The organism is Pandoraea sp. PE-S2R-1 (assembly GCF_002179865.1).
Classification (GTDB): domain Bacteria; phylum Pseudomonadota; class Gammaproteobacteria; order Burkholderiales; family Burkholderiaceae; genus Pandoraea.
Map to the genome: position 1 here is coordinate 113,515 of NZ_NGUR01000009.1, position 21,550 is coordinate 135,064.

Genomic DNA, 21,550 nt, shown 5'->3' on the forward strand with positions numbered 1-21,550 from the left:
TCAGGTCGCCGCGCTACTTGCCTGACGGGCACGCGCCAGCCATGCCGCCTGGGCTTCGGGCGGCAACGCATCGAACGCCAGCCGGGCCTGTGCGCGGCGAACGAGTCCATCGCCACCGTCCTGACGTGCATAGAGGGCGTCTGCCAGAGCGCGAATCGTTGGCGTGGCGAAGACCTGCCCGGGCAGCACCTCGATATGCAGCCCTTCGCCGATACGGGCGACAAAGCGGATGACGGTCAGCGAATCGCCGCCCAGCGCAAACAGGCTGCGTGTCACGCCGATGGGGGCGCGTCCCAGCAAGTCTTCGAGCCGCTTGGCCAGCCAGACTTCAAGCGGTGTTTGTGGTGGTTCGTCGACAGCCGCACCCCCGCCTCCTTGTTCCGCAACTCTCGGGTCAGGCAAGGCCTGCCGATCGACCTTCCCGTTAGCCAGACGCGGCATCGTCGCCAGCGCCACGACAAACGCTGGCACCCATGCGCCGGGCAGTCGATTGGCCAGCGCTTCGCCGACGAGTTTCGGCGCATCGGTTACCCCGGGCGCCACCACGTAGGCCGCGAGTAGCGTCTGTGCGCCGCTGCCCCACGTGCGCACGGCGACTTGCGCGATGCCCGGAATGTCGCGACATGCGGTTTCGATTTCCGCCGGCTCAACGCGGTGGCCGCGGATCTTGACCTGTTCGTCGGCGCGGCCAAGCCATTGAATCCCGCCTTGCGGCAACCATCGGGCGACGTCGCCGGTGCGGTAGAGTCGCGCCCCAGGTTTGAACGGGTCGTCCACGAACCCTTCCCGTGCGTCGCGACCGAGGTAGCCATCCGTCAACTGCGCGCCCCCGAGATAGAGCATCCCGCGTGCGCCGACCGGGGTGATCGACAGGTCATCGTCAAGCACGCGTGCATAGCAGTTCGCGAGCGGCTGGGTCAAAGGCAGCGTGGCGCTGTCCAGACCGATAGACGATTCAACAGCGCAATCGTGGGTCAGCACGCCGACCGTGGTCTCCGTCGGTCCGTAGTGATTGACGACGCGTACGTCTGCCCGGATTTGCCGCAGTGTTCGAACCAACGGCTGCGGCGCCGCTTCACCGCCGAGCACGACGGTGGCGGGCAACACGGGCGAGGCGATCTGCACCAGCGCGTCGAGATGAGACGGCGTGATCTTGACGAGATCGACCTCGGTGCGGCCGATGAATCGAGCGAAGGCGGCGCCGTCCGCCATATCGGCATCGCTGGCGACGACCAGACACGCCCCGGCCGCGATGGCGCCGAACAGTGCCGTATTACCGAGATCGGCCGCCACCGTCGAGCTCAGGGCGACGCGATGACCGGGGCCGAGCGACAACCGGTCGGCGATTGCATGAGCGTAGTTCGCCAGTTGACGATGCCCGATCGGCACGCCCTTCGGCACGCCGGTGGATCCCGAAGTGAAGATCACGTAGGCGCAATCTGCCGCGCGAGGGGCAGGCAACGTGGCGTTACCTGTCATTGGCAGCGCCAGCGTCGAGAACGACACGACGGGCACGGGTGCGCCTTCCGCCTCAGGCTCGAACGGCGGTGCCGCGATCGCCAGCACAGGCTTGGCCTGCGACAGCACCGCGTGGATACGGGCAGCCGGCCATGAGGGATCGAGCGGCACATAGGCGGCGCCTGCCCGCATCGTCGCCAGCAAGGCAATCACCATATCCACTGTGCGCGGCATGGCGAGCGCCACCGTGTCGCTCGTACGCACGCCGCGTGCTTGAAGATTGGCCGACACGGTCAATACTTCGCTCGCGAGTTCGGACCATGTAAGGCGCTTGCCCTCGCCTTCGATGGCATTGGCGCCGGGCGTTTCCTGCGCGTGCCGCAGCAGCGTGTGAATCACCGTCTCGTCGGGCACGGTCAGTTCCGGCCCTGTCCAACTCATATAGCGTGATCGCTGAACGCTCGACGTGACGTCGAGTTGCCGCCACGGCGCATCGGCTCGGGACGTTTGTGCGGCCAGCGACGCAAGCATCGTCAGATACTGGTCTGCCAGCACCTCGATGGCCTCGGCGGGATAAGCCTCCGCATCGCCGGTCAGCGCGAATTGCGTGAGCGCGCCTCGCGCGTCCGTCACCAGATCGAGATGGCATTCCGCCTTGCCGAGCGGCGCGTGCAGGCCAACCAGGCGCGCTGGCACGATAGCGGAATCCCACACCAGCGTGCGGAACGAGGCGAGCCCGTGGCGGGTAATGCCCACCGGCACCGACTCCTGCCGATGACGATGTTCCTCGATGGTCTCGTTGAGGTGGCAAGCGGCGTCCACGAGCGAAAACGTGTCGTCAAGCCGCACGCGTACCGGCAACCGACGCTCGAAGACACCGATCGAGCCCGCGAGCGGTCCGTAGTCGGTGCGGCAATCGTGGCAGACCGTGCCGTCCACCGCCGTCTGGCCGCCGATGCGCGCGAGCAGCGCCCACCATGCTGCCTGCAACAACAGGCCGGGGGCCGTGCCACGTGCTTGGGCGATTGCCACCAACGCTTGTCCGATCTCTGGCCCTACGGTGCGCCGTGCAGCATGTAATGGCGCGTCTTGTGCCGGTGCCACTGGCGCTGCTGCCTGATGACGAGACTGACGAGACTGACGAGACGGCAGTCGAAGGCCGTCATGTGGCGTGCCGCCGTCATCCAGATAGCGGCGCCAGTAGGCTTGTCCGTCAAGCCCATCCTCGCCCTCGACGAGACTGTCTCGCCATGACGCGAAGTCTTCGTAGCGCAACGGCGCGTCGTCGTCCGTTACCCCGTGCCCTTGCGAATTTTGCGCATCGGCAAGCAATGCCTGCGCGAGCACGACGAGACTGGCTTCGTCGAACATCCATGCGCGCGCCATCAGGATGAGCCGCGTGCCGCTATCACACGTGAGCCAGATGGCGCAGGCATTGGCCTGCTGCGATGCGGCTTGCGCCGGCATTGGCCCTGACGCCATCGCCAGCGCAACGGCGTCTGCCGAGTGGCCCGACGCGTGAATCTGAATCCACGGCAGCCCCTTGGGAGGTGCCTCCGACAAATGACGTACACCACGAAAGCCCTCGACCTGACCGGTGGCCATCGTCAGCATCTCGTGCCGCGCCGGCAGCGCGGCCCAAGCGGCACGCACCGCCTCCGGTCCGAGCGCGGCGTCGGGCTCCACGACGACGGCCACGCAAGCCGTCTCCATACCAAGCGCAACCCGTGCGCGTTGTTCCGGCGTCAGTCCGAATCCGTTATTGGTCATGGCTTGCGGTGTTGGGGTCGATTCATGCATGGTCGTCACCCTGCGGCATCGGGATCGGCGGATTGACGGGACTCGCCGCGTCGTCATCCACGTTCGTCGCGGGAACGCTGTCGCGCGACATCATCTGCGCCATCGCGACCACGATCTTGCGGGGCTCCTGATAGGGGTCGCGGGCGTGGGCGACCAGCAGGTTGTCGAGCATGACGACGTCACCCCGCTGCCAGTCGAAGCGGAACGCGCATGCCTCGTAGGCGTTGCCGATCAGCGCCATCGTCTCGTCGTCGATGGGCGTGCCATCGCCGTACAGGACGTTGCGCGGCAAGCGGTCTTCACCGGCAATGTCCATCAGATGCTGACGCACGTCCGGCGCGAGGAAGTACGGATGATGCAGTTGCACCTGATTGAAGAACGCAAGTTCGCCGGTGACCGGATGCCGCAGCACACCCGGGCCGCGCGAGACCGTCTGCAATGTGTCGCCAAACCAGCGCACCTGTGTGCCGACGGCGCGGCAGCGGGCTTCGACGTCTTCCCGGCTGTCGGTATGGAAGAACTGGCGCCACGGCACGTCCAGCCCTTCGATGAACGTGCGCACGTAGCACAGCCCAAGCCGCGCGAAGCGATCCACAACGTCAGGCGGCAACCGGCGCAGCATCTCGCGGCCGTCGACGATCGGTGTCGCACCGCCCACCTGCGAGGGCAACTCACAATAGAACCACTGCTTGCGCGGCCATTGCTCAAGGTGCGAGCTTTCGTTATGGAAGAGGATCATTTCCTTCTCGGGGTACGGCGTCGACCGATACGTCCGGTCCCCCTCTTCCTTCTTCGGCAGATCACCGTAGTCGCCGTAAAGTTCGGGCACGATGGCTTCCACGAAGCGCTCGAACTGGCGCGGTCCTTCGATGACGAAGCCGCGCAGCAGCAGACCGCCGTGGCGTGCCAGCCAGATATCGATCTGCTCGCGATGCCGTGCCGCCCATACGAACGGGTCGAGGTCTGCGTGCAGCGGTTCGATGAGGGCCGGAAAGCCCGTGCCTGCCTGCATCGGCGTGATGCGGACCTGATAGTCCGGCGTGCCGGCATTTCCGGGAGCGGCATCCGCCGCCGGACGGGCGAGCTTGCGTCCACCGCCCAATGCGCCGAGCTTTTCGAGCTTTGCGGCGCGCGCGGCGTCACGCGTACGTGCGGCGTCCTGCGCCGGCGGCGGGGTCATCGGGGGCATCGGGGTATCGGGTTCCATGAGATAGGTCTCCAGAAGCTTGAGCCAGGTGGCGACAAAGCGTTCGATGCTGGCGTGCACGAACAGATCGGTCGCGTACACCCATTCGCCGGCAAAGCCGAGCGGGGTTTCATTCAGGAACAACGCCATGTCGAATTTCGACGACGTGGTCGCTTGCCCGATCGGGTCGATGTGCAGACCGTCAATGGCGAGCGCGCCGCGTGGCGTGTTCTGCATGACAAAGAGGGTTTGGACGAGCGGACTCCGCTCTGACACACGGGCCACGCCGGACGCCTCGACGATGCGCTCGAACGGCAGCGCCTCGTTGGCGATGGCGCCGAGCATTGCGTCGTGCGTTCTGCCCGTGAGTGCGCCGAACGACGGCTCACCGGTATCCAGACGTGAGCGCACCGGCAGCACGTTCACGAAGAACCCGAGCATGGGTTCGAGCGCTGCATCGTTGCGGCCAGCCGAATCCACGCCCACGACGAGATCGTCCATGCCGGTCAGCCGGTGCAGGAACGCCTGATAGCTGGCGAGCAGCACGGTCGACGGCGTCGTGCCGTGACGTTGGGCAAATGCCCGCAGCGGTGCGTTGAGCGATTGCGGGAGGACGAACGGCACACCCGCGCCTGCGGTCGATGTCGCCACCGCACGCGGGTGATCCGTGTCCAGACGCAACGCAGCGGGCGCACCTTGCAAGGCATCGCGCCAGTAGCCGCGTAGCGCTTCGCCGGACACACCATCGAGCGCCTTGTGTTGCCAGTCGGCGTAGTCCACGTATTGCACCGGCATCGATGTGAACTCAGGCACCTCGCCGCTGCGAATGGCGGCATAGGCCGTCGCGAACTCGCCGACGAGCACACTCATAGCCCAACCGTCCGCGATGATGTGATGCACGGCGAACAGCACGACGTGTTCGTTCGGCGACAGTCGCAGCACCCGAATGCGGGCAAGGGGTCCGGAAGCAAGAACGAACCGATGTTGCGACTGGGTGGCCATGGCGTCAGCGATGGCGGCTTCCTTCGCGTCTGCCGAATCCCCTTCCAGATCGACAACCTCGATATCTGCCTTACCCATCGGTGCGATGCGCGCATACGGCACGCCGTCGTCATCCGGATAGCACGTGCGAAGCACTTCATGTCGTGCGACGAGCGCTGCCATCGCCGCCCGGGCGGTGTCCACGTCGAAATTGCCCGTGACCCGCATGGCGGTCGCCAGCGTGTACGACGCAGCGTCCTCTGGGCCGGCCAGCTTGCCGGCCAGCCACAGGCGGTATTGCGTCGGTGAGAGCGGCATGCGTTCTGCGCGCGGCACACGGACCAGCGCCGGCCCGTCAACCGCAACGTGCGGCGCCAATTCGAGCTGCTGCGCCAGCGCGCTGAGCGTGGGGGCAGCAAAGACATCGCGTAACGACAGCTGGCGGCCCAGTCCCGACTTCACACGTGAAACGAGTTGCAGCGCCGTCAACGAGTGCCCGCCGAGCGCGAAGAAGTTGTCGTCGCGGCCGACGAACGGCACATCGAGCAGCGACTGCCACAGCGCGGCGAGCGCGGTTTCAGTCTCTCCACTCGGGATCGCTGCCGTGGTGGCAGAGTGCGACGCATCGCCCTGTGGCATCACCAATGCGCGACGATCCACCTTGCCGCCGGGTGTCATGGGCAACGCGTCGAGTACCACGATGGCTTCCGGCACCATGTACGCCGGCAGGGTTCGGGCCAGTGCCGAACGCAATACCGGTGTTTCCAGTGAAGCGCCCCCCTCTGCCGCCACCCATGCGACCAGCCGGTTGCCCTCACCGGACGTGGCTTGCACGGCAGACGCCACGGCTTCCCGCACACCGGCGAGCGCCAGCAGCGCGGCTTCCACTTCGCCCAGTTCGATACGCAGGCCACGAATCTTGACCTGTTGATCGATACGGCCGAGATAGTCGAGTTGTCCGTCGGTGCGCCAACGCACGAGATCACCCGTGCGGTAGCAGCGGCCGCCATCGCTGCGCTCGGGGTCCGGCACAAAGCGCTCCGCCGTCAGCGCCGGGCGGCCAAGATAGCCACGCGCCAACAGATCGCCGCCGATGACCAGTTCGCCCACAGCGCCTTGCGGCACCGCGGTCATGCCGGGATCGACCACCTGCACGCGGCGTCCGGGCAACGGCCGCCCGATCGGCACCGTGCCGGGGAACGTCGCGGCCGTGGCATCAGTCACCGACGTGGCGTCATATACCGTCGCAGTAATCGTCGCTTCGGTCGGCCCGTAAGTGTTGATCAACGTCACCGGCACCAGCGCGGTACTCGCTTGCGTGCGCCGCCAGCCTTGTGCCGACATTGCCTCGCCACCCGCGTGGAACTCCCGAAGCGGAGCCAGCGACGTCTTGCTGTTGGCCAGATCCTGCGTGAGCACGTGCCAATAGGCCGTTGGCAAGTGCGCCACAGTCAGACCGTGACGTGCCACGCGAGCCACGAACTCGTCGGTGGCCCACAAGTCGGGGCCACGCATGACAACGGTCGCGCCCAGACAGAGCGGCGGGAAAAGCTGCTCGACGAAGCCGTCGAAGTTGACGGTCGAGAACTGAAGGACGCGGTCCGACGGCGTCAGACGAGCATAGCCAATGGTCGCGTCGATATGCCCGGCGAGCGCCTCATGCGCAATACCCACGCCCTTCGGCTGTCCCGTCGACCCTGACGTATAGATCACGTACGCCAGTCGCTGCGGCAATAGCGGGATCGCCGGTGCTGTGGTTGCGCTCGCGTCGGAGTGCAGATCCAGCGAGTCGACATCGAGCGTGTTCACACCCGCTACTTGCGTCAGTGCGGGCAACTTGCGGATGACGGCGGCGTCGCTCACGAGCACCCGGATACCGCTGTCTTCGATCATGTAGGTCAGACGCGCCAACGGATAATCCGGGTCCAGCGGCACGTAAGCGGCGCCCGCCTTGAGGATCGCCAGCATGGCAACCACCATGTCGAGCGAACGCGTCATGGCGATACCGACACAGGTATCGGGGGTCACGCCCGCGCTGCTCAGATGACGCGCAAGGCGGCAGGCGCGAGCGTCCAGTTCGGCATAGGTCAGGCTGTCGTCGTCCAGCACGAGCGCGACGGCCAATGGCGTGCGGGCCGCCTGCGCGGCAATCGCGACGTGTACGGCGACCGGTCTGCCCTCGGCCGTGCTTTCGCCCTGACCCCACGCCCGCAGTCGTTCGACTTCCGCCTTGCCGGCGAGCGCGATATCGCCGACTGCCGTCTCGGCCGATGCCGCAAACGCCGTCAGCACGGCCACGTAATGCGTCATGAGGCGCGCCACCGTGGTCTCGTCAAACAATTCCCGGGCGTATTGGAAGCTGCCGTCGATGACACCGCCCGGCGAACTGCGCAGGTTCAGCGTCAGATCGAACTGGGCCGCTTGGTCGACCGCATCAAAACGCTCGGTCGTCAGCCCCGGCAGCGACGACAGCACGCGGCGGTCTTCCTGCTCGAAATTGAACATCACCTGGAAGAGCGGCGAATGCACGAGGCTGCGCTCGGGCTGCATGGCTTCAACGAGGACATCGAACGGCAACTCGCGATGCTGCTGCGCGCCGTTCACGCGCTCGCGCGTCTGATGCAGCAACGCGTCAAGCGTCATGCGCGGTGCGATCTTCGCGCCGAGCACCTGCGTGTTGATGAACAGACCGATGAGGCCCTGCACTTCTGCACGCTCGCGGTTTGCGACCGGCACACCGACGCGGATCGTCTGCTGCCCGGTATGGCGATGCAGCACCGTCTGAAATGCGGTGAGCAGCACCGTGAACACCGTCGTTTCGTACTGACGGGCCAACGCGCCGAGTTGTGCCGCCAGCGCCGGCGACAACGTGACCGGGAACCGCGCGGCGCGATAGCGTCCGAGGGCCTGACGCGGGCGGTCCGTAGGCAACGCCAGCGTCTGCGCACCGTCGTCGAGCGCCTCCCGCCAGTAGGTCAGTTGACGTTTCTTCTCAGCGTCGTTCAACACGGTGCGCTGCCACGACGCATAGTCGGCGTACTGCACCGGCAACGCGCGCCATTCAGGCGACTCGCCGCAAAGCGCTGCCCGGTAACCGATGGCGAACTCATCGAGGATGACGTCGACTGACCAGCCATCCGAGACGATGTGATGCATCGCCACCACCAGCAGGTGATCGTCCGTCCCGAGCGAGACGATCCCGACACGCAATAGCGGCCCCAGTGTGAGATCGAACGGCTGCGCCATGAATGCGGCCGCCCATGACCGGGCTTGTGCCGGGGCATGCGTGCCGCGCACGATGGCTACCGTTGCCGCCGCGTGGACGATCTGGCGCACGTCGCCATCGGCGTCCTGCGAGAACGTCGTCCGCAAGCTCTCATGTCGCGCCACGATGGCATCGAATGTCGCCTGAAGCGCGTCGGTGTCGAGCTTGCCACGCACCCGCACGCTGTCGGCAATGTGATACGCGCTGCTTTGCGGATCGAGATGCCAGAGCACCCACATGCGCCGTTGGGCGTGCGAAGCCGGCAGGTGCGACCGATCCGAGAGCGGCAGGATCGACGACGCCGAAGTGTGGCTTGCGCTCCCGGTCTGTTGCCCCTGCGCCGACACCACCGAAGTGGCAAGTGCTGCGACCGTCTGCGATTCGAACATCTGGCGTGGGGAAAGCGCGATCCCACGGTTGGCGGCCCGTGCCACGATCTTCAGAATCTGGATGGAGTCGCCGCCGAGCGCGAAGAAATTGTCGTGACGGCCTACGCGCACCCCGCTGGACGTGTCGCGACGGCCCTCTGACAGCACTTCCTGCCAGAGATCGGCCAGCGACTGCTCAAGCACCGTTTGCGGTGCTTCGAACGTTGGCTTCGCGAATGTCGGCACCGGCAACGCATGGCGATCAAGCTTGCCGTTCGGCAACTGCGGCAGTGCGTCGAGCACCATCAAGGTGGACGGCACCATGTAGTCCGGCAGCACTGCGCCGAGGGCGAGTCGCAACGCCGCCGCATCCGGCGCACTGCCCGCGTGCTCGCTGGCGAGCGTGACATATCCCACGAGACGCGCCGCGCCATCGACGTCCCGCGCCAGCACCACCGCCTGACCGACGCCGGGTTGTGCGAGCAATGCCGTTTCAATCTCGCCCGGTTCGATGCGGAAGCCGCGAATCTTGATCTGGTGATCGGTCCGGCCGAGGTATTCCAGTTGGCCACCAGCTCGCCAGCGCACCCGGTCGCCGGTGCGGTACAAGCGCCCGCCGCTGGTGCCGAACGGATCGGGCACGAAGCGGTCGGCCGTCAGGTCCGCGCGATTCAGATAGCCGCGTGCGAGCAAGTCGCCACCGACCAGCAGTTCGCCAATAGCGCCCGCCGGCACCAACTGGAAGTCGGCGTCGACCACATACAGCGCGCGTTGACCCAGCGGCACACCAATTGGCACCAGTGCGGGCAGCGCGTCGACATCGGCAGCTGACGCATCAAACAGCGTTGCCGTGACCGCGGCTTCGGTCGGCCCGTAGGTGTTCAACAACCGCACGCCGCCGAAGGCACGGCTGGCGCGCCATTGCCGCAACGTCTCCAACGGCATCGCTTCACCCATGGCATGCACTTCGCGCAGACCGGCGAAGGCTTCGCTATCGCCCAGTTCGCGCGTGATCATCTGCCAGTACGCCGTCGGCAGGTCAGCCACCGTGATGCCGTGCTGTTCGACCTGCTCACGGAACTCCGCTGCGCTCCACACCGCCGGACCGCGCAGAACCACCGTGCCGCCGAGGCAGAGCGACGGCAACAGTTGCTCCACGAAAGGATCGAAGTTGATGGTCGAGAACTGAAGCACGCGATCGGCGGCAGTGATGCCTGCGAAGCGGGCTGAAACGTCGACATGACGGGCGAGCACGCCATGCGAAATCGCGACGCCCTTCGGTTTGCCGGTAGACCCCGATGTGTGGATCACGTAGGCCAACTGCGCCGGGTGGACGCGGATGTCCGGCGCGGACACATCAACGTGGTCGCCCTGATCGAGCGCCAGCGTATCGACACAGAGCACCGGCAATGCCACGTCCGCCGGCAGCCGGTCGAGCACGTCAGCATGGGCCAGAATGGCGGCCAGTCCGCTGTCCGTCACGATATCGGCGAGCCGCGACTGGGGGTAATCCGGGTCGAGCGGCACGTAAGCCGCCCCAGCCTTGAACACGGCCAGCACTGCCACAACGAGGTCGAGCGAGCGTCGCATCGCGATGCCGACCCGCGCCTCCCCGGTTGCGGAGCGCACGCCGAGCAGGTACTGGGCAAGGCGGTTGGCACGCAACTCCAGCTCGCCATAGGTGAGCCGGGTGTCGTCCAAGATCACGGCGATGGCGTCGGGCGTTGCCGCCGCCTGACGGGCAATCGTCTCGTGCACCGGTGACGCGTGCGCCGGGCCGTCGTCGTTACGCCCCCACGCCCGCAAGGTGTCCAGCCCTTGTGCGTCGTGCAGGGCGATATCGCCGATCGCCCGATCCGGTGCCTCGGCGAATCCGGACAACAGGCGTACGTATTGCGCAGCAAACTGCGCCGCAGTCTCGGCGTCGAACAACTCCCGCACATAGTCGAGATCGGCGCGGATCGCCCCCTCCGGCGACTCGCTCGTCGTCAACGACAGTTCAAACTGCGCTTCGCCCATACCGAGCGAGAACGGCTCCACGCGAACGCCGGGCAATTGCGCCAGCGCACGTTGGTCATCGCGCTCATGGTTGAACATCACTTGGAACAGCGGCGTATGCGACAGGCTGCGCTCCGGCTGAAGGGCATCGACCAGCGCATCGAACGGCAGGTCCTGATGCAGACGCGCCTGTCGCGCCCGTTCATTGACCTGCCCGATCAGCGCGGCCGCTGTCACACGCGAATCCAGTTGTGCGCGCAGTACCTGTGTGTTGACGAACAGTCCGATGACACCGGCAACTTCGGCACGCTCGCGATTGGCGACGGGTACGCCGACACGAATGTCGTCCTGCCCCGTATGCCGATGAAGCAAGGCGTGGAACGCCGCGAGCAACACGACATAAGGCGTGGTGCCGAAGCGACGCGCCAACGTACGGACGCCGGATGCCACGCTCGTCGGAAGTTCAACCGTCACGCGCGCCGCGTGATAGTCGCCGAGCGACTGGCGGGCACGGTCCGTCGGCAGATCCAGCACCGGTTGCACGTTGCCCGGCGCGCCGTCCAGCGCGTCGCGCCACCACGTCAGTTGGGCATCGCGCGCGCCGGCGTCAAGCCATTCGCGCTGCCAGACGGCATAGTCGGCGTACTGCACGGGCAGCGGTGCCCGGTCCGGTGCCTTGGGAGCATCGCCCGCCAACGCGGCACGATAGGCGTCGACGAATTCACTCAGCAAGATGTCCATCGACCAGCCGTCGGACACGATGTGGTGCATGCCCACGACGAGCACATGCGCGTCGTCCGCCATGCTCACCACGCCAACGCGAAGCAGCGGCCCGTTCACGAGATCGAACGGCGCAGCCATCCATGTGGCGGCGAACGCGCGGGCGCTGGCTTCGTCCCCTGAGCGGTGCTCGAACGCGCAAGGCAGCGCGTCGTGCACGACCTGTGTCGCCTCACCGCGCTCGGACATGGCAAACGTCGTGCGCAGCGCTTCGTGTCGCTGCACGAGCCAGCCGAACGCGTCGCGCGCCGCGGCGGCATCGAAAGCGCCGCGCATGAGCAGAGCCCCGCCAACGTGATACGCCGTACTTTGCGGCTGCAATTGCCACAGGAACCAAAGACGCTGCTGCGCGTGCGAGAGCGGCAGTTGCGTGCGATCCGTCAGGCGAACAATCGGCGAAGCGGCGGCCTCGTCGACCGGCAGATCGAGGGCGACGTCAGCCGCGGCAGCGAGTGCGGCCAGCGTCGGTGCTTCGAAACATTGCCGGGCGGTGAGCGCAATTCCGGCCTGTGCGGCGCGGGCAGCCACCTTGAGCACCAGAATCGAGTCGCCACCGAGGTCGAAGAAGTTGTCGTTGCGGCTGACCACAGCCACACCGAGCAAATCGGACCAGATGGCCGCCAGCGCAAGCTGCGTCTCGCCTTCCGGTGCCGGACCGGCGACGTGCTGCGCCTCGGGTGCAGGCAGTGCGGCACGATCGAGCTTGCCATTGGCGGTCAGCGGCAGCGCGGCCAGCACGCTCACACTGGCGGGCACCATGTAGTCGGGCAGATGTTGCGATAGCGCGGCCCGTACTGAAGCGGCGTTGAGCGTATCGGCACCGCAGACATAGGCGAGCAGGCGTGCATCGGCCCCGCCGCCGGTCGCAATGACCGCCGCGTTCGTGATACCCGGCACCTTGAGCAGCTGCGCCTCGATCTCGCCGAGTTCGATGCGATACCCGCGAATCTTGACCTGCTGATCGATGCGGCCGAGGTAGACGAGTTCGCCCGTGTCGGTCCAACTGGCCAAGTCGCCGGTCCGGTACAGACGGCCGCCATCATTGGCAAACAGGTTCGGTACAAACCGCTCCGCCGTGAGTCCGGCACGTCCCAGATAGCCGCGCGCCAGCCCGGCTCCGCTCACGTGGAGTTCACCGGGCACGTTCACGGGCGCGAGTTCGCCCCAAGCGTCAAGCACGTACAGACCGAGATCGCCGATCGGGCGCCCCACCGGGCTGCGTTCGGCATCTACGTCCTGCGGCGTCAGCTCGCGGGCGGTGACATGGACGGTGGTTTCGGTGATGCCATACATATTGACCAGCGCCGGACCATGGCCGCCGTAGTGAGCGAACCACGGCGCGAGCGCGCGGACTTCCAACGCTTCGCCGCCGAAGATGATCGTGCGCAGATGAAGCCCGGGTTCGTACATCGACGGCATCTGCAACAACTGGCGAAACGCCGACGGCGTCTGGTTCAGCACCGTCACGCCTTCGTCGCGCAACAGGGCGGCGAATTCGGCGGGGGCACGCGACACGGCATGCGGCACGATGACCAGCGTGCCGCCGTAGCAAAGCGCACCGAAGATTTCCCACACCGAGAAGTCGAAGGCGAACGAATGGAACAGCGTCCAGACATCACGCTCGCTGAATCCGAAGCGCGCCTGCGTCTGGTCGAGCAGCCGCATGACGTTGGCGTGCGTGAGTTGCGCGCCCTTCGGCTTGCCAGTTGACCCCGAGGTGTAAATCACATACGCGAGCTGATGCGGATCGACCGCAACCGCAGGCGCGTCGGACGGCCATTCGCAGCCAAGGAATGTTTCGTCCGCGACATCGACGACTGCCAGCCCTTCCGGCACTGGCAGCAAATCGCGATCCACTGAACGCGTCAGCAAACAGCGCATGCCCGAATCGGCCATCAGGTACGACAACCGCTCCGCCGGATACGCCGGATCGACCGGCACATAGGCGGCGCCCGCCTTGAGGGTGGCAAGCATCGCCACGATCATCTGCGGCGAACGCGTCATGCCGATACCGACGCGTGCTTCGTGACCGATACCGCGTGCCAGCAAGCGATGTGCCAGCCGATTCGCCTGCGCGTCGAGTTCACCGTAAGTGACGATCGTGTCGCCGTCGCGCAAGGCCGTTGCGTTCGGTGATTGCAACGCCTGCGCGGCGATCCGCTCGTGCAGGCATCGTGCGTCATGCGCAGGCAGCGGCCGTGGCGCGCCCAATGTGGCGACGCGTAGGGCGGCCTCCGACGTCATCCGCAACGCATCGGCGGCGGCAAGTGAGCCGTCGCCCGACAACGCACGGAGCGTCTCGGCGAAGCGCGATGACAGCGCCGAGACTTCGGCAGGCGAGAACGCCTGCGTCCGGTAGCTCCAGCGAATGCGCCATTGCTCGCCCGGCACGACCGTAACGGCCAGCGGGTAATGGGTGGACTCGTCAGTGCTGGCGCCCGAAAGCGTCAAGCCATGCGACGCGGCTTGGGCCAGTGCGCCGTCCACCGGGAAGTTCTCGAAGACGAAGAGCGTGTCGAACAGCGCGCCCGTCACCGGGGCAGCGCGTTGAATGTCGTGCAACGGCGTGTGCTCGAAATCGCCCGCCTGTGCCCGGCGCGACTGCAAGTCACGCAGCCAGTCGCCTGCCGTATCGCGTTCCGGGCGGTGGCTGACCACCGGCACGGTGTTGATGAACAGACCGACGATGGTATCGGCCCCCGGCAGCGATGCCGGACGACCGGCGACCGTCGTGCCGAATGCCACGTGCGCATGGCCGGTGGCTTGATGCAGCATCAGCGCCCAAGCCCCTTGTGCGAGGGTGTTGACGGTGACGCGCTCACGCGCGGCGAAGCGATTCAGTTGGCTGACCGTGGCGGCATCGAGTTCAGTGATTTCCGTCGCAAAGTCGTCACGGGAGGCGGCAACCGGCAACTCGCGAGGCGCGAGACGTGTCGGTTCGTCCAGCACGCCCAGCGTCTCCCGCCAGAACGCCGTTGCGCTACCCGAGGTACTGGCGCTTTGTGCCACCAGCCATTCGACATAGTCGCGGAACGTCACCGTCGGGGTCGCATTGATCCCACTGCCCGGCTCGCCGTGATAGTGCCGCATGACATCGCCGATCAGGCGAGACGTACTCCAGCCATCGAGCAGCAGATGGTGACAAGTCCAGATCAGGTGATATTTCGACACCCCCGTTCGAACGAGCGCAACGCGTTGCAGCGGCGGCACCGCCAGATCAAACGGTGACTCGCGTTGTGCCAATGCGAGGGCGTCGAGCGCAGCTATCGCGTCAGACGGCGCCGCATTCTGCTTCCGCCAGTCCAGATGCAGGAACGGCACCGGGGCTTGGCGGGCCACCCATTGCAGCAACTTGCTGCCCGTCGTGACAAAGCCGGTGCGCAGCATCGGATGGCGTGCGCAAACCGTCTGCCACGCCGCTTCGAAACGTGCAGGGTCGAGCCCGTCGATATCGACACGCATCTGGTTCAGATACGCACCGCCCTGCCCGTCGACCATGGCGTGGAACAACAACCCTGCCTGCATCGGCGCCAGCGGATAAAGATCGTCGACGTCGCGCCATGCCAGCGGCAACGTCGCGAGGGCTGCATCGTCCAACGCCGCCAGCGGGAAGTCGCCTGACGTCACGCCAGCGGCAGTCTCGTCGAGGCAATGCGCGAGGATGGCGGACAACTCGGTGTCGATCGCGGCGGCCAATGCCTCCACGTCCTGCGGCTTGAGACGTCGGGCGCTGAACGACAGCGCCACGTTCAGTTCTCCCCCCACGACCTTGGCATCGATGCTGAGGTCATGTGTGAGCGGCGTGTCGCTGGCGACGGTCTGTCCGAGGGCTTCCCCGGCCGGTTGCCAGTCTTGCCCCAACGCACCGTCAAAGCGCCCGAGGTAGTTGAAGACGACCGCCGGTACAGGCACAGCGGCAAGCGCTTCCCGGGTCGCGTCGTCACCGAGCCAGCGCATGACGCCGAAGCCAAGACCGCGTTGCGGCACGGCACGCAGGGCCGATTTGGTACGAAGGATCGCGTCCCGGAGATCGCCCTGCGCCTGCACCGCAAACGGATAAAGGCTGGTGTACCAACCCACGGTGCGCGACAGATCGACGTCGTCGCTCCACGGTTCGCGGCCATGGCCTTCCAGCGCCAAAACGTAGTCCGGGGCATCGGCCCACGCCTGCAATGCGCGGGCGACGGCGACGAGCAGCAGCTCGCCGGTTTGCGTGCGATAGGCGACACCGGTGTCTTGCAGAAGCTGATGCGTAATGTCGCGATTGAAACGACGCTCGACACGCGTCAGATCACCGGCCAGCGACGGTGCGTCAGCATCGACAACAGGCAGGTGCGTCGCGCCGCGAATGCCCGACCAGTACGGCAGCTCGTCACGCTGTGCGCTGCGCGACGCACCAGCAACAAGGTGCTCCGCCCACGTGCGATAGCTAGTGCCCGTTGCGGCGAGCGCAGGCGCCCGTCCTGCGCGCCACGCGTCATACGCTATGCGTAGATCGCCCAGCAGAATGCGCCACGACACGCCGTCGACCACCAGATGGTGTGCCGTGAGCAGGAGACGCTGGCTGGCATCCGGCATGGCGATCAGTACCGCACGCAGCACCGGGCCGTCGGTCAGATGAATGCTGACATGCGCCTCATTCCCAATGACTTCGACGTCATGGGTATTTGCCGCAACCCGCGTCCACAGCATGCCTTCGGCGGATTCGCGGTTGAAGGGGGTGAACGACTGACGCCATCCGCCTGCCGCAGCCGTATCCGGCACGAATCTCATCCGCAGGGCTGCATGATGCGCAACGACACTCACGAAAGACTGCCGCAGCGCTTCGACGTCGAGCGGCTCGGCAGGTGTCAGCAGCAACGCCTGATGCCAGTGGTTGACGTTACGCATGCCCGTGGCGAAGAACGCCTGCTGAATCGGCAGCAGCGGCACGTCACCGGGCGTGTCGTCGGTCGGCGCACGCACCGCACCGGCCGTCCCGGCCTGCGTGGCAACGGCAGCGAGTGCGGCGAGCGTCGGCGCGGTGAACAATTGCTTCGGCGACACCGTCAGCCCCGCCTGACGGGCACGCGCGACGACTTGAAGGCTCAGGATCGAATCGCCTCCGAGGGCGAAAAAGTTGTCGTGACGTCCCACTTGCGGCACGGTCAGCACGGTCTGCCACAGCTCGGCCAACACGCGTTCGGCCTCGCCTTGCGGCGCTTCGAATGCCGCTGAGGCCGAGCCGGGGTCCGGCAGCGCGACGCGATCTACCTTGCCACCCGGGGTGAGCGGCAATGCATCGAGCACCACGACCGTTTCGGGGACCATGTACTCGGGCAGCCGGTTCGCCAATGCCTCGCGAAGTTGTGCACCGTCGACCGGCTGCGCGGTGTCACGGCCAACGTAGGCGATCAGACGGGCTCGTGCCCCTTCCGTACGAACCACGACGGCGGCTTCGCGCACGCCGGCCTGTGCCGTCAATGCCGCCTCGATTTCACCGGGTTCGATCCGGTAGCCGCGCAGTTTGATCTGGTGATCGATGCGGCCGAGGTAGTCGAGCGAGCCGTCGTCACGCCAGCGCACCAGATCGCCTGTGCGGTACAGACGCCCACCCGTGCCCCCGAACCCATCCGGTACGAACCGCTCGGCGCTGAGCCCCGGACGGTTCAGATAACCGCGGGCGAGCAGTTCACCGCCGATCAGCAGTTCGCCCGGCGCACCGTGCGGCACCAGCGACAGATCGGGCGACACGGCATATAAGCTGCGTCCCGGCAAGGCCCGCCCGATCGGTACGAAGGCCGACAGCGCCGGCAGCGCAGCGGCGCCGATCTCATCGGCATCGAAGACCGTGGCCGTAATCGTGGCCTCGGTCGGACCATACGTGTTGATGAGCGTGACGGGGGCCAGCGCCGCGCTTTCACGCGTGCGCCGCAGCGCCTGCGCGGACATGGCCTCGCCACCGGCGTGGAACTCGCGCAACGGCGCGAGGCTTTCAGTGCTGCCTGCGAGGTCTTGCGTCAATGCATGCCAGTAGGCCGTGGGCAAGTGCGCCACCGTGACGCCATGACGGCGCACGCGTGCAACAAATTCGTCGCTCGACCAGATATCCGGTCCGCGCAACACGACCGTCGCGCCCACGCACAGACTTGGGAAAAGCTGTTCGACGAATCCGTCGAAGTTGACGGTGGAGAATTGCAGCACCCGATCTGCGGCGCTCAGCTTCGCATAGGCAATCGTCGCGTCGACGTGGCGCGTGAGTGCGCCATGCGAGATCGCCACGCCCTTCGGTACGCCCGTCGAGCCGGACGTGTGGATGACATACGCGAGGTTGTCGCCGTGTAGCGCGACCTCCGGTGGCAGCGGGTGACGTACGGCCAGCACGGCGTCGTCGACGTCCAGACGCCGCACGCCGCCGGCCAACGCAAGCGGTACTTCCGCCTGCGACAGCACGACCGATACGCCGCTGTCCTCGATCATGTGGGCAATGCGGGCCGCCGGGTACGCCGGGTCGAGCGGTACGTAGGCGCCACCCGCCTTCATGACGGCAAGCAGCGCGACTACCATTTCGATGGAGCGGATCATCGCCACGCCGACGCGCACCTCGGGCCTGATGCCCATGCTGGCGAGGCGACGTGCCAAGCCATTGGCGGCGGTGTTGAGATCGGCGAACGTCAAGGTCTGGCCGTCGAGCACAAGGGCCTCGGCGTCCGGCGTCAGGCTCGCCTGACGCGCGATGCGTGCGGGCACCGTTGCGGTATCGAAGGCCGTGGCCTGCGCGACGCCCAAGGCGGCAAGCGTTTCCGCAGCGTCGACCGTCGGCGTCAGGCAGTCAGCCACTCGGGTGCCGACTGCCGGCGTGTTCGCCATCGCCTCCAGAAGACACAGATACTGACGACGCAACTGCGCGGCGTCATCGCCTGAGCAACGGTTGGCGTCAAAGCGCCAGCCCAACGTCGGCGTACCGCGTGTGGCGACCGTCAGCGTGACGGGATAGTGGGTACGTTCCCAGCCTTGCACCTGCCCCACACGCAGCGTGGCGTCGCCGTCGAGCAAACCGGCCGCGACCGGGTAGTTCTCAAACACGATCAGGCTATCGAACGGTGCCGTACCGTTCAAACCGAGCCATTGCTGGACGGACGCCAACGGGGTGTGCTCGTGTTCACGGAGCGAAACGTTCTGTGCCTGCACCGCGCGAAGCCAAACGCCAACGTCCTGCGACGGCTTCACCGTCACGAACAGCGGCAGCGAATTGATGCACAGCCCCAGCATTTCCTGCGCACCGGGCAACGAGGCCGGACGCCCGGAGACCGTGACGCCGAACGTCACGTCCTGACGGAAGCTCTGCTGCGCGATCAGCAGCGCCCATGCGCCTTGCATCACGGTATTGATGGTCACCTGATGACGTTGCGCGGCTTCGACCAGCTTGATCCCCAGTGCGTCGGGCAAGGCGTCTTCGAAAGTCAGCGCATCCGTGCTTGCCTCCGGTGATGCGGACGACGCATAGGCGAGCAACTGCCCGCGATTCGCAACCTCTCCGGCCTGTTCTACCCACCAGTCGCGCGACGACGGTTGACGCGCGATCCAGTCGACGTAACGGCTGTAAGGCACGGCCGGTGCCGCGCTCGCTTGCCGTTCGTCACCGTCGCGCACGGCGCGATAGGTGCCGACGACTTCGGCCATCAGCAGTGCGCTGCTCCATCCGTCGGTGATGGCGTGATGGGCGGTCCACACCAGATCCGCCGCGTTGTCCGGGCGCAGGAAGACGTTGACGCGAAGCAGCGGCGCGCGTTCCACATCGAAACCGGCACGCAGATCGCTCGCAAGCCATTGCGTGAAACTGCGCTCATAAGCGCTGAGATCCGTGACGCCTGCCGGGACCGGATGCACCGTGAACGGCAATGCCGCGCGTGACTGCACGATTTGCAAGATCGGGCCGCCGTGGTGCGACGCAAAGCGCGTGCGCAAAGCGGCGTGACGGGCGACAGCCTGCTCCCAAGCCTGACGCAGCGCGGCGACGTTCAGGTCGCCGATCAGCGTCACACGCTTCTGCGTGATGTACATGCCCTCGCCCGGCAACGACAGGTCGTGATACAGCAACCCTTGTTGTACCGCCGTGGCGGGATAGACATCCTCGACCCCGGTGGCGTCCAGCGCGAGCCGCTGCCATTGTTCGGCGTTCAGCGCGGCGCGCGGGAAATCGCTGCGCGAGAAGATTCGCGTGCGATCCCGGGTTGCTTCGATGACAGCTTGCAAGTGGGCATCAAAGCGTTCGATGCAGCGTTCCACCTGCGTGGCATCGACGATATCGGGATCGAAGTCCCACGTGATCGACAGCGCGCCGTCCTGAATGCGGGCGTTGAGATCGAGCGCGAACGGCGCCGGTGCCGGGGCGGCCATCTCGCCGCATGGGAGCGTGGACAGCGCAAACGTGCTGCCGGTGGCGACCGCCTGGTCGAGATTGCCGAGATAGTTGAAGCCCACTTGTGCCACGGGCAGCGCGGCTGCGGCACGGCGGACGTCGTCGCGCGCATGCCATGCCAGCAGGCCCCAATGCAGGCCCTTGTTCGGTACGTCGCGCAGGCCGTCTTTCGTCGCGATGAGCTGGTCGGCAAGCGTGCCGGTCGCAGGCAGGCGGACGGGATATCGGGTCGTGAACCAACCGATCGTGCCACTCAGGTCCAGTTCTGTGCCCGACTCGCGTCCCAGTGATTCTCGGCCATGTCCTTCAACGGCGACTACCGCGTCGGTGCAATCGAAGGTGTCACCTAATGCGCGCGCGAGCACGCCCAGCAGCGCTTCGTCGATTTGCAGGCCCAAATGACTGCGTGTCTGCGCAACGAGTCGGCGCGTGGCTTGCGCCCCGAGTAATGCGTGACGGGTCTGACGCGGCCGCCCTTTCGAGGTGGCGCCGAACAGCGGGCTCGCGCCGGTCAGCGCATTACGCCACCACGGCAACTCGTCGATGACGTCTGCCGACGCCGCATGGGCGGTCGCCGCCTGCACCCACACGCTCCACGGCGTGTTGCCGGAAAGCTCGATGGCTCGGCCCTCGTGCGCCGCGTGATACCCACGCTCAAGCTCGTCGAGCAGCACGCGCCACGACACACCGTCTACGGCGAGGTGATGAATCGTGATCAGCAGATAGGCGCCATCCGGGGTATGCATGAGCAACGCCCGGAGCAGCGGCCCTTGCCCAATGTCGAGGGACCGGTGGACCCGCGTGCCCTCGCGTTCGATAGCGGCACGCCAGTCGGCTTCGCCCCGAAGGTCGAGCGTCTCGAGCAGATTGTGCGCATCCACGGCGACCACCTGCTGCTGCCAGCCCGACGGCGTGCGCACGAAACGGAGCCGCAGCGCGTCGTGGGCCTGAACGAGGGCATCCAGAGCGCGGCGCAGCGCGGCGGCGTCTGGCAGCGATTCGCTTTGCAACAGCACGGCCTGATTCCAATGCGCCTCGCCGTGCGGGTGACGATCGAAGAACGTGGCCTGAATCGGCGTCAACGGCAACGGTTCGCGAGACTCGACGTGCGCGGGTCGCGCATGCAGCGGCTCGGCCAACAGGGCGAGACGTTCGATATCCGGCGCATCGAAGAGGTGTCGCGGCGTGAGCTTCAGCCCGGCCAGTGCCGCCTGCGCGATCACGCGCAGGCTCAGAATCGAATCGCCACCGATCTCGAAGAAGTTGTCGGTGACGCCGACGTCGTCGCGCCCGAGTACATCGCGCCAGATGTC

Annotated in this window: 2 protein-coding genes (1 of these 2 cut by a window edge); both read right to left on the minus strand. The window is 66.3% G+C overall.

Going from position 1 to position 21,550, the window contains the following annotated elements; translation table 11 throughout:
- Positions 1-3,258, minus strand: a complete 3,258-nt coding sequence (locus CDV44_RS07740; RefSeq protein WP_170935897.1) for an amino acid adenylation domain-containing protein — start codon at positions 3,256-3,258, stop codon at positions 1-3.
- Positions 3,251-21,550, minus strand: partial view of a non-ribosomal peptide synthetase gene (locus CDV44_RS07745; protein WP_087687511.1) — the 3' portion only. The gene runs 9,906 nt beyond the window's last position; the window shows 18,300 of its 28,206 coding nt (coding positions 9,907-28,206); its start codon lies beyond the right edge, outside the window — the gene reads right to left on this strand; the stop codon is at positions 3,251-3,253. Before CDV44_RS07745 ends, CDV44_RS07740 begins: the two co-directional genes overlap by 8 nt.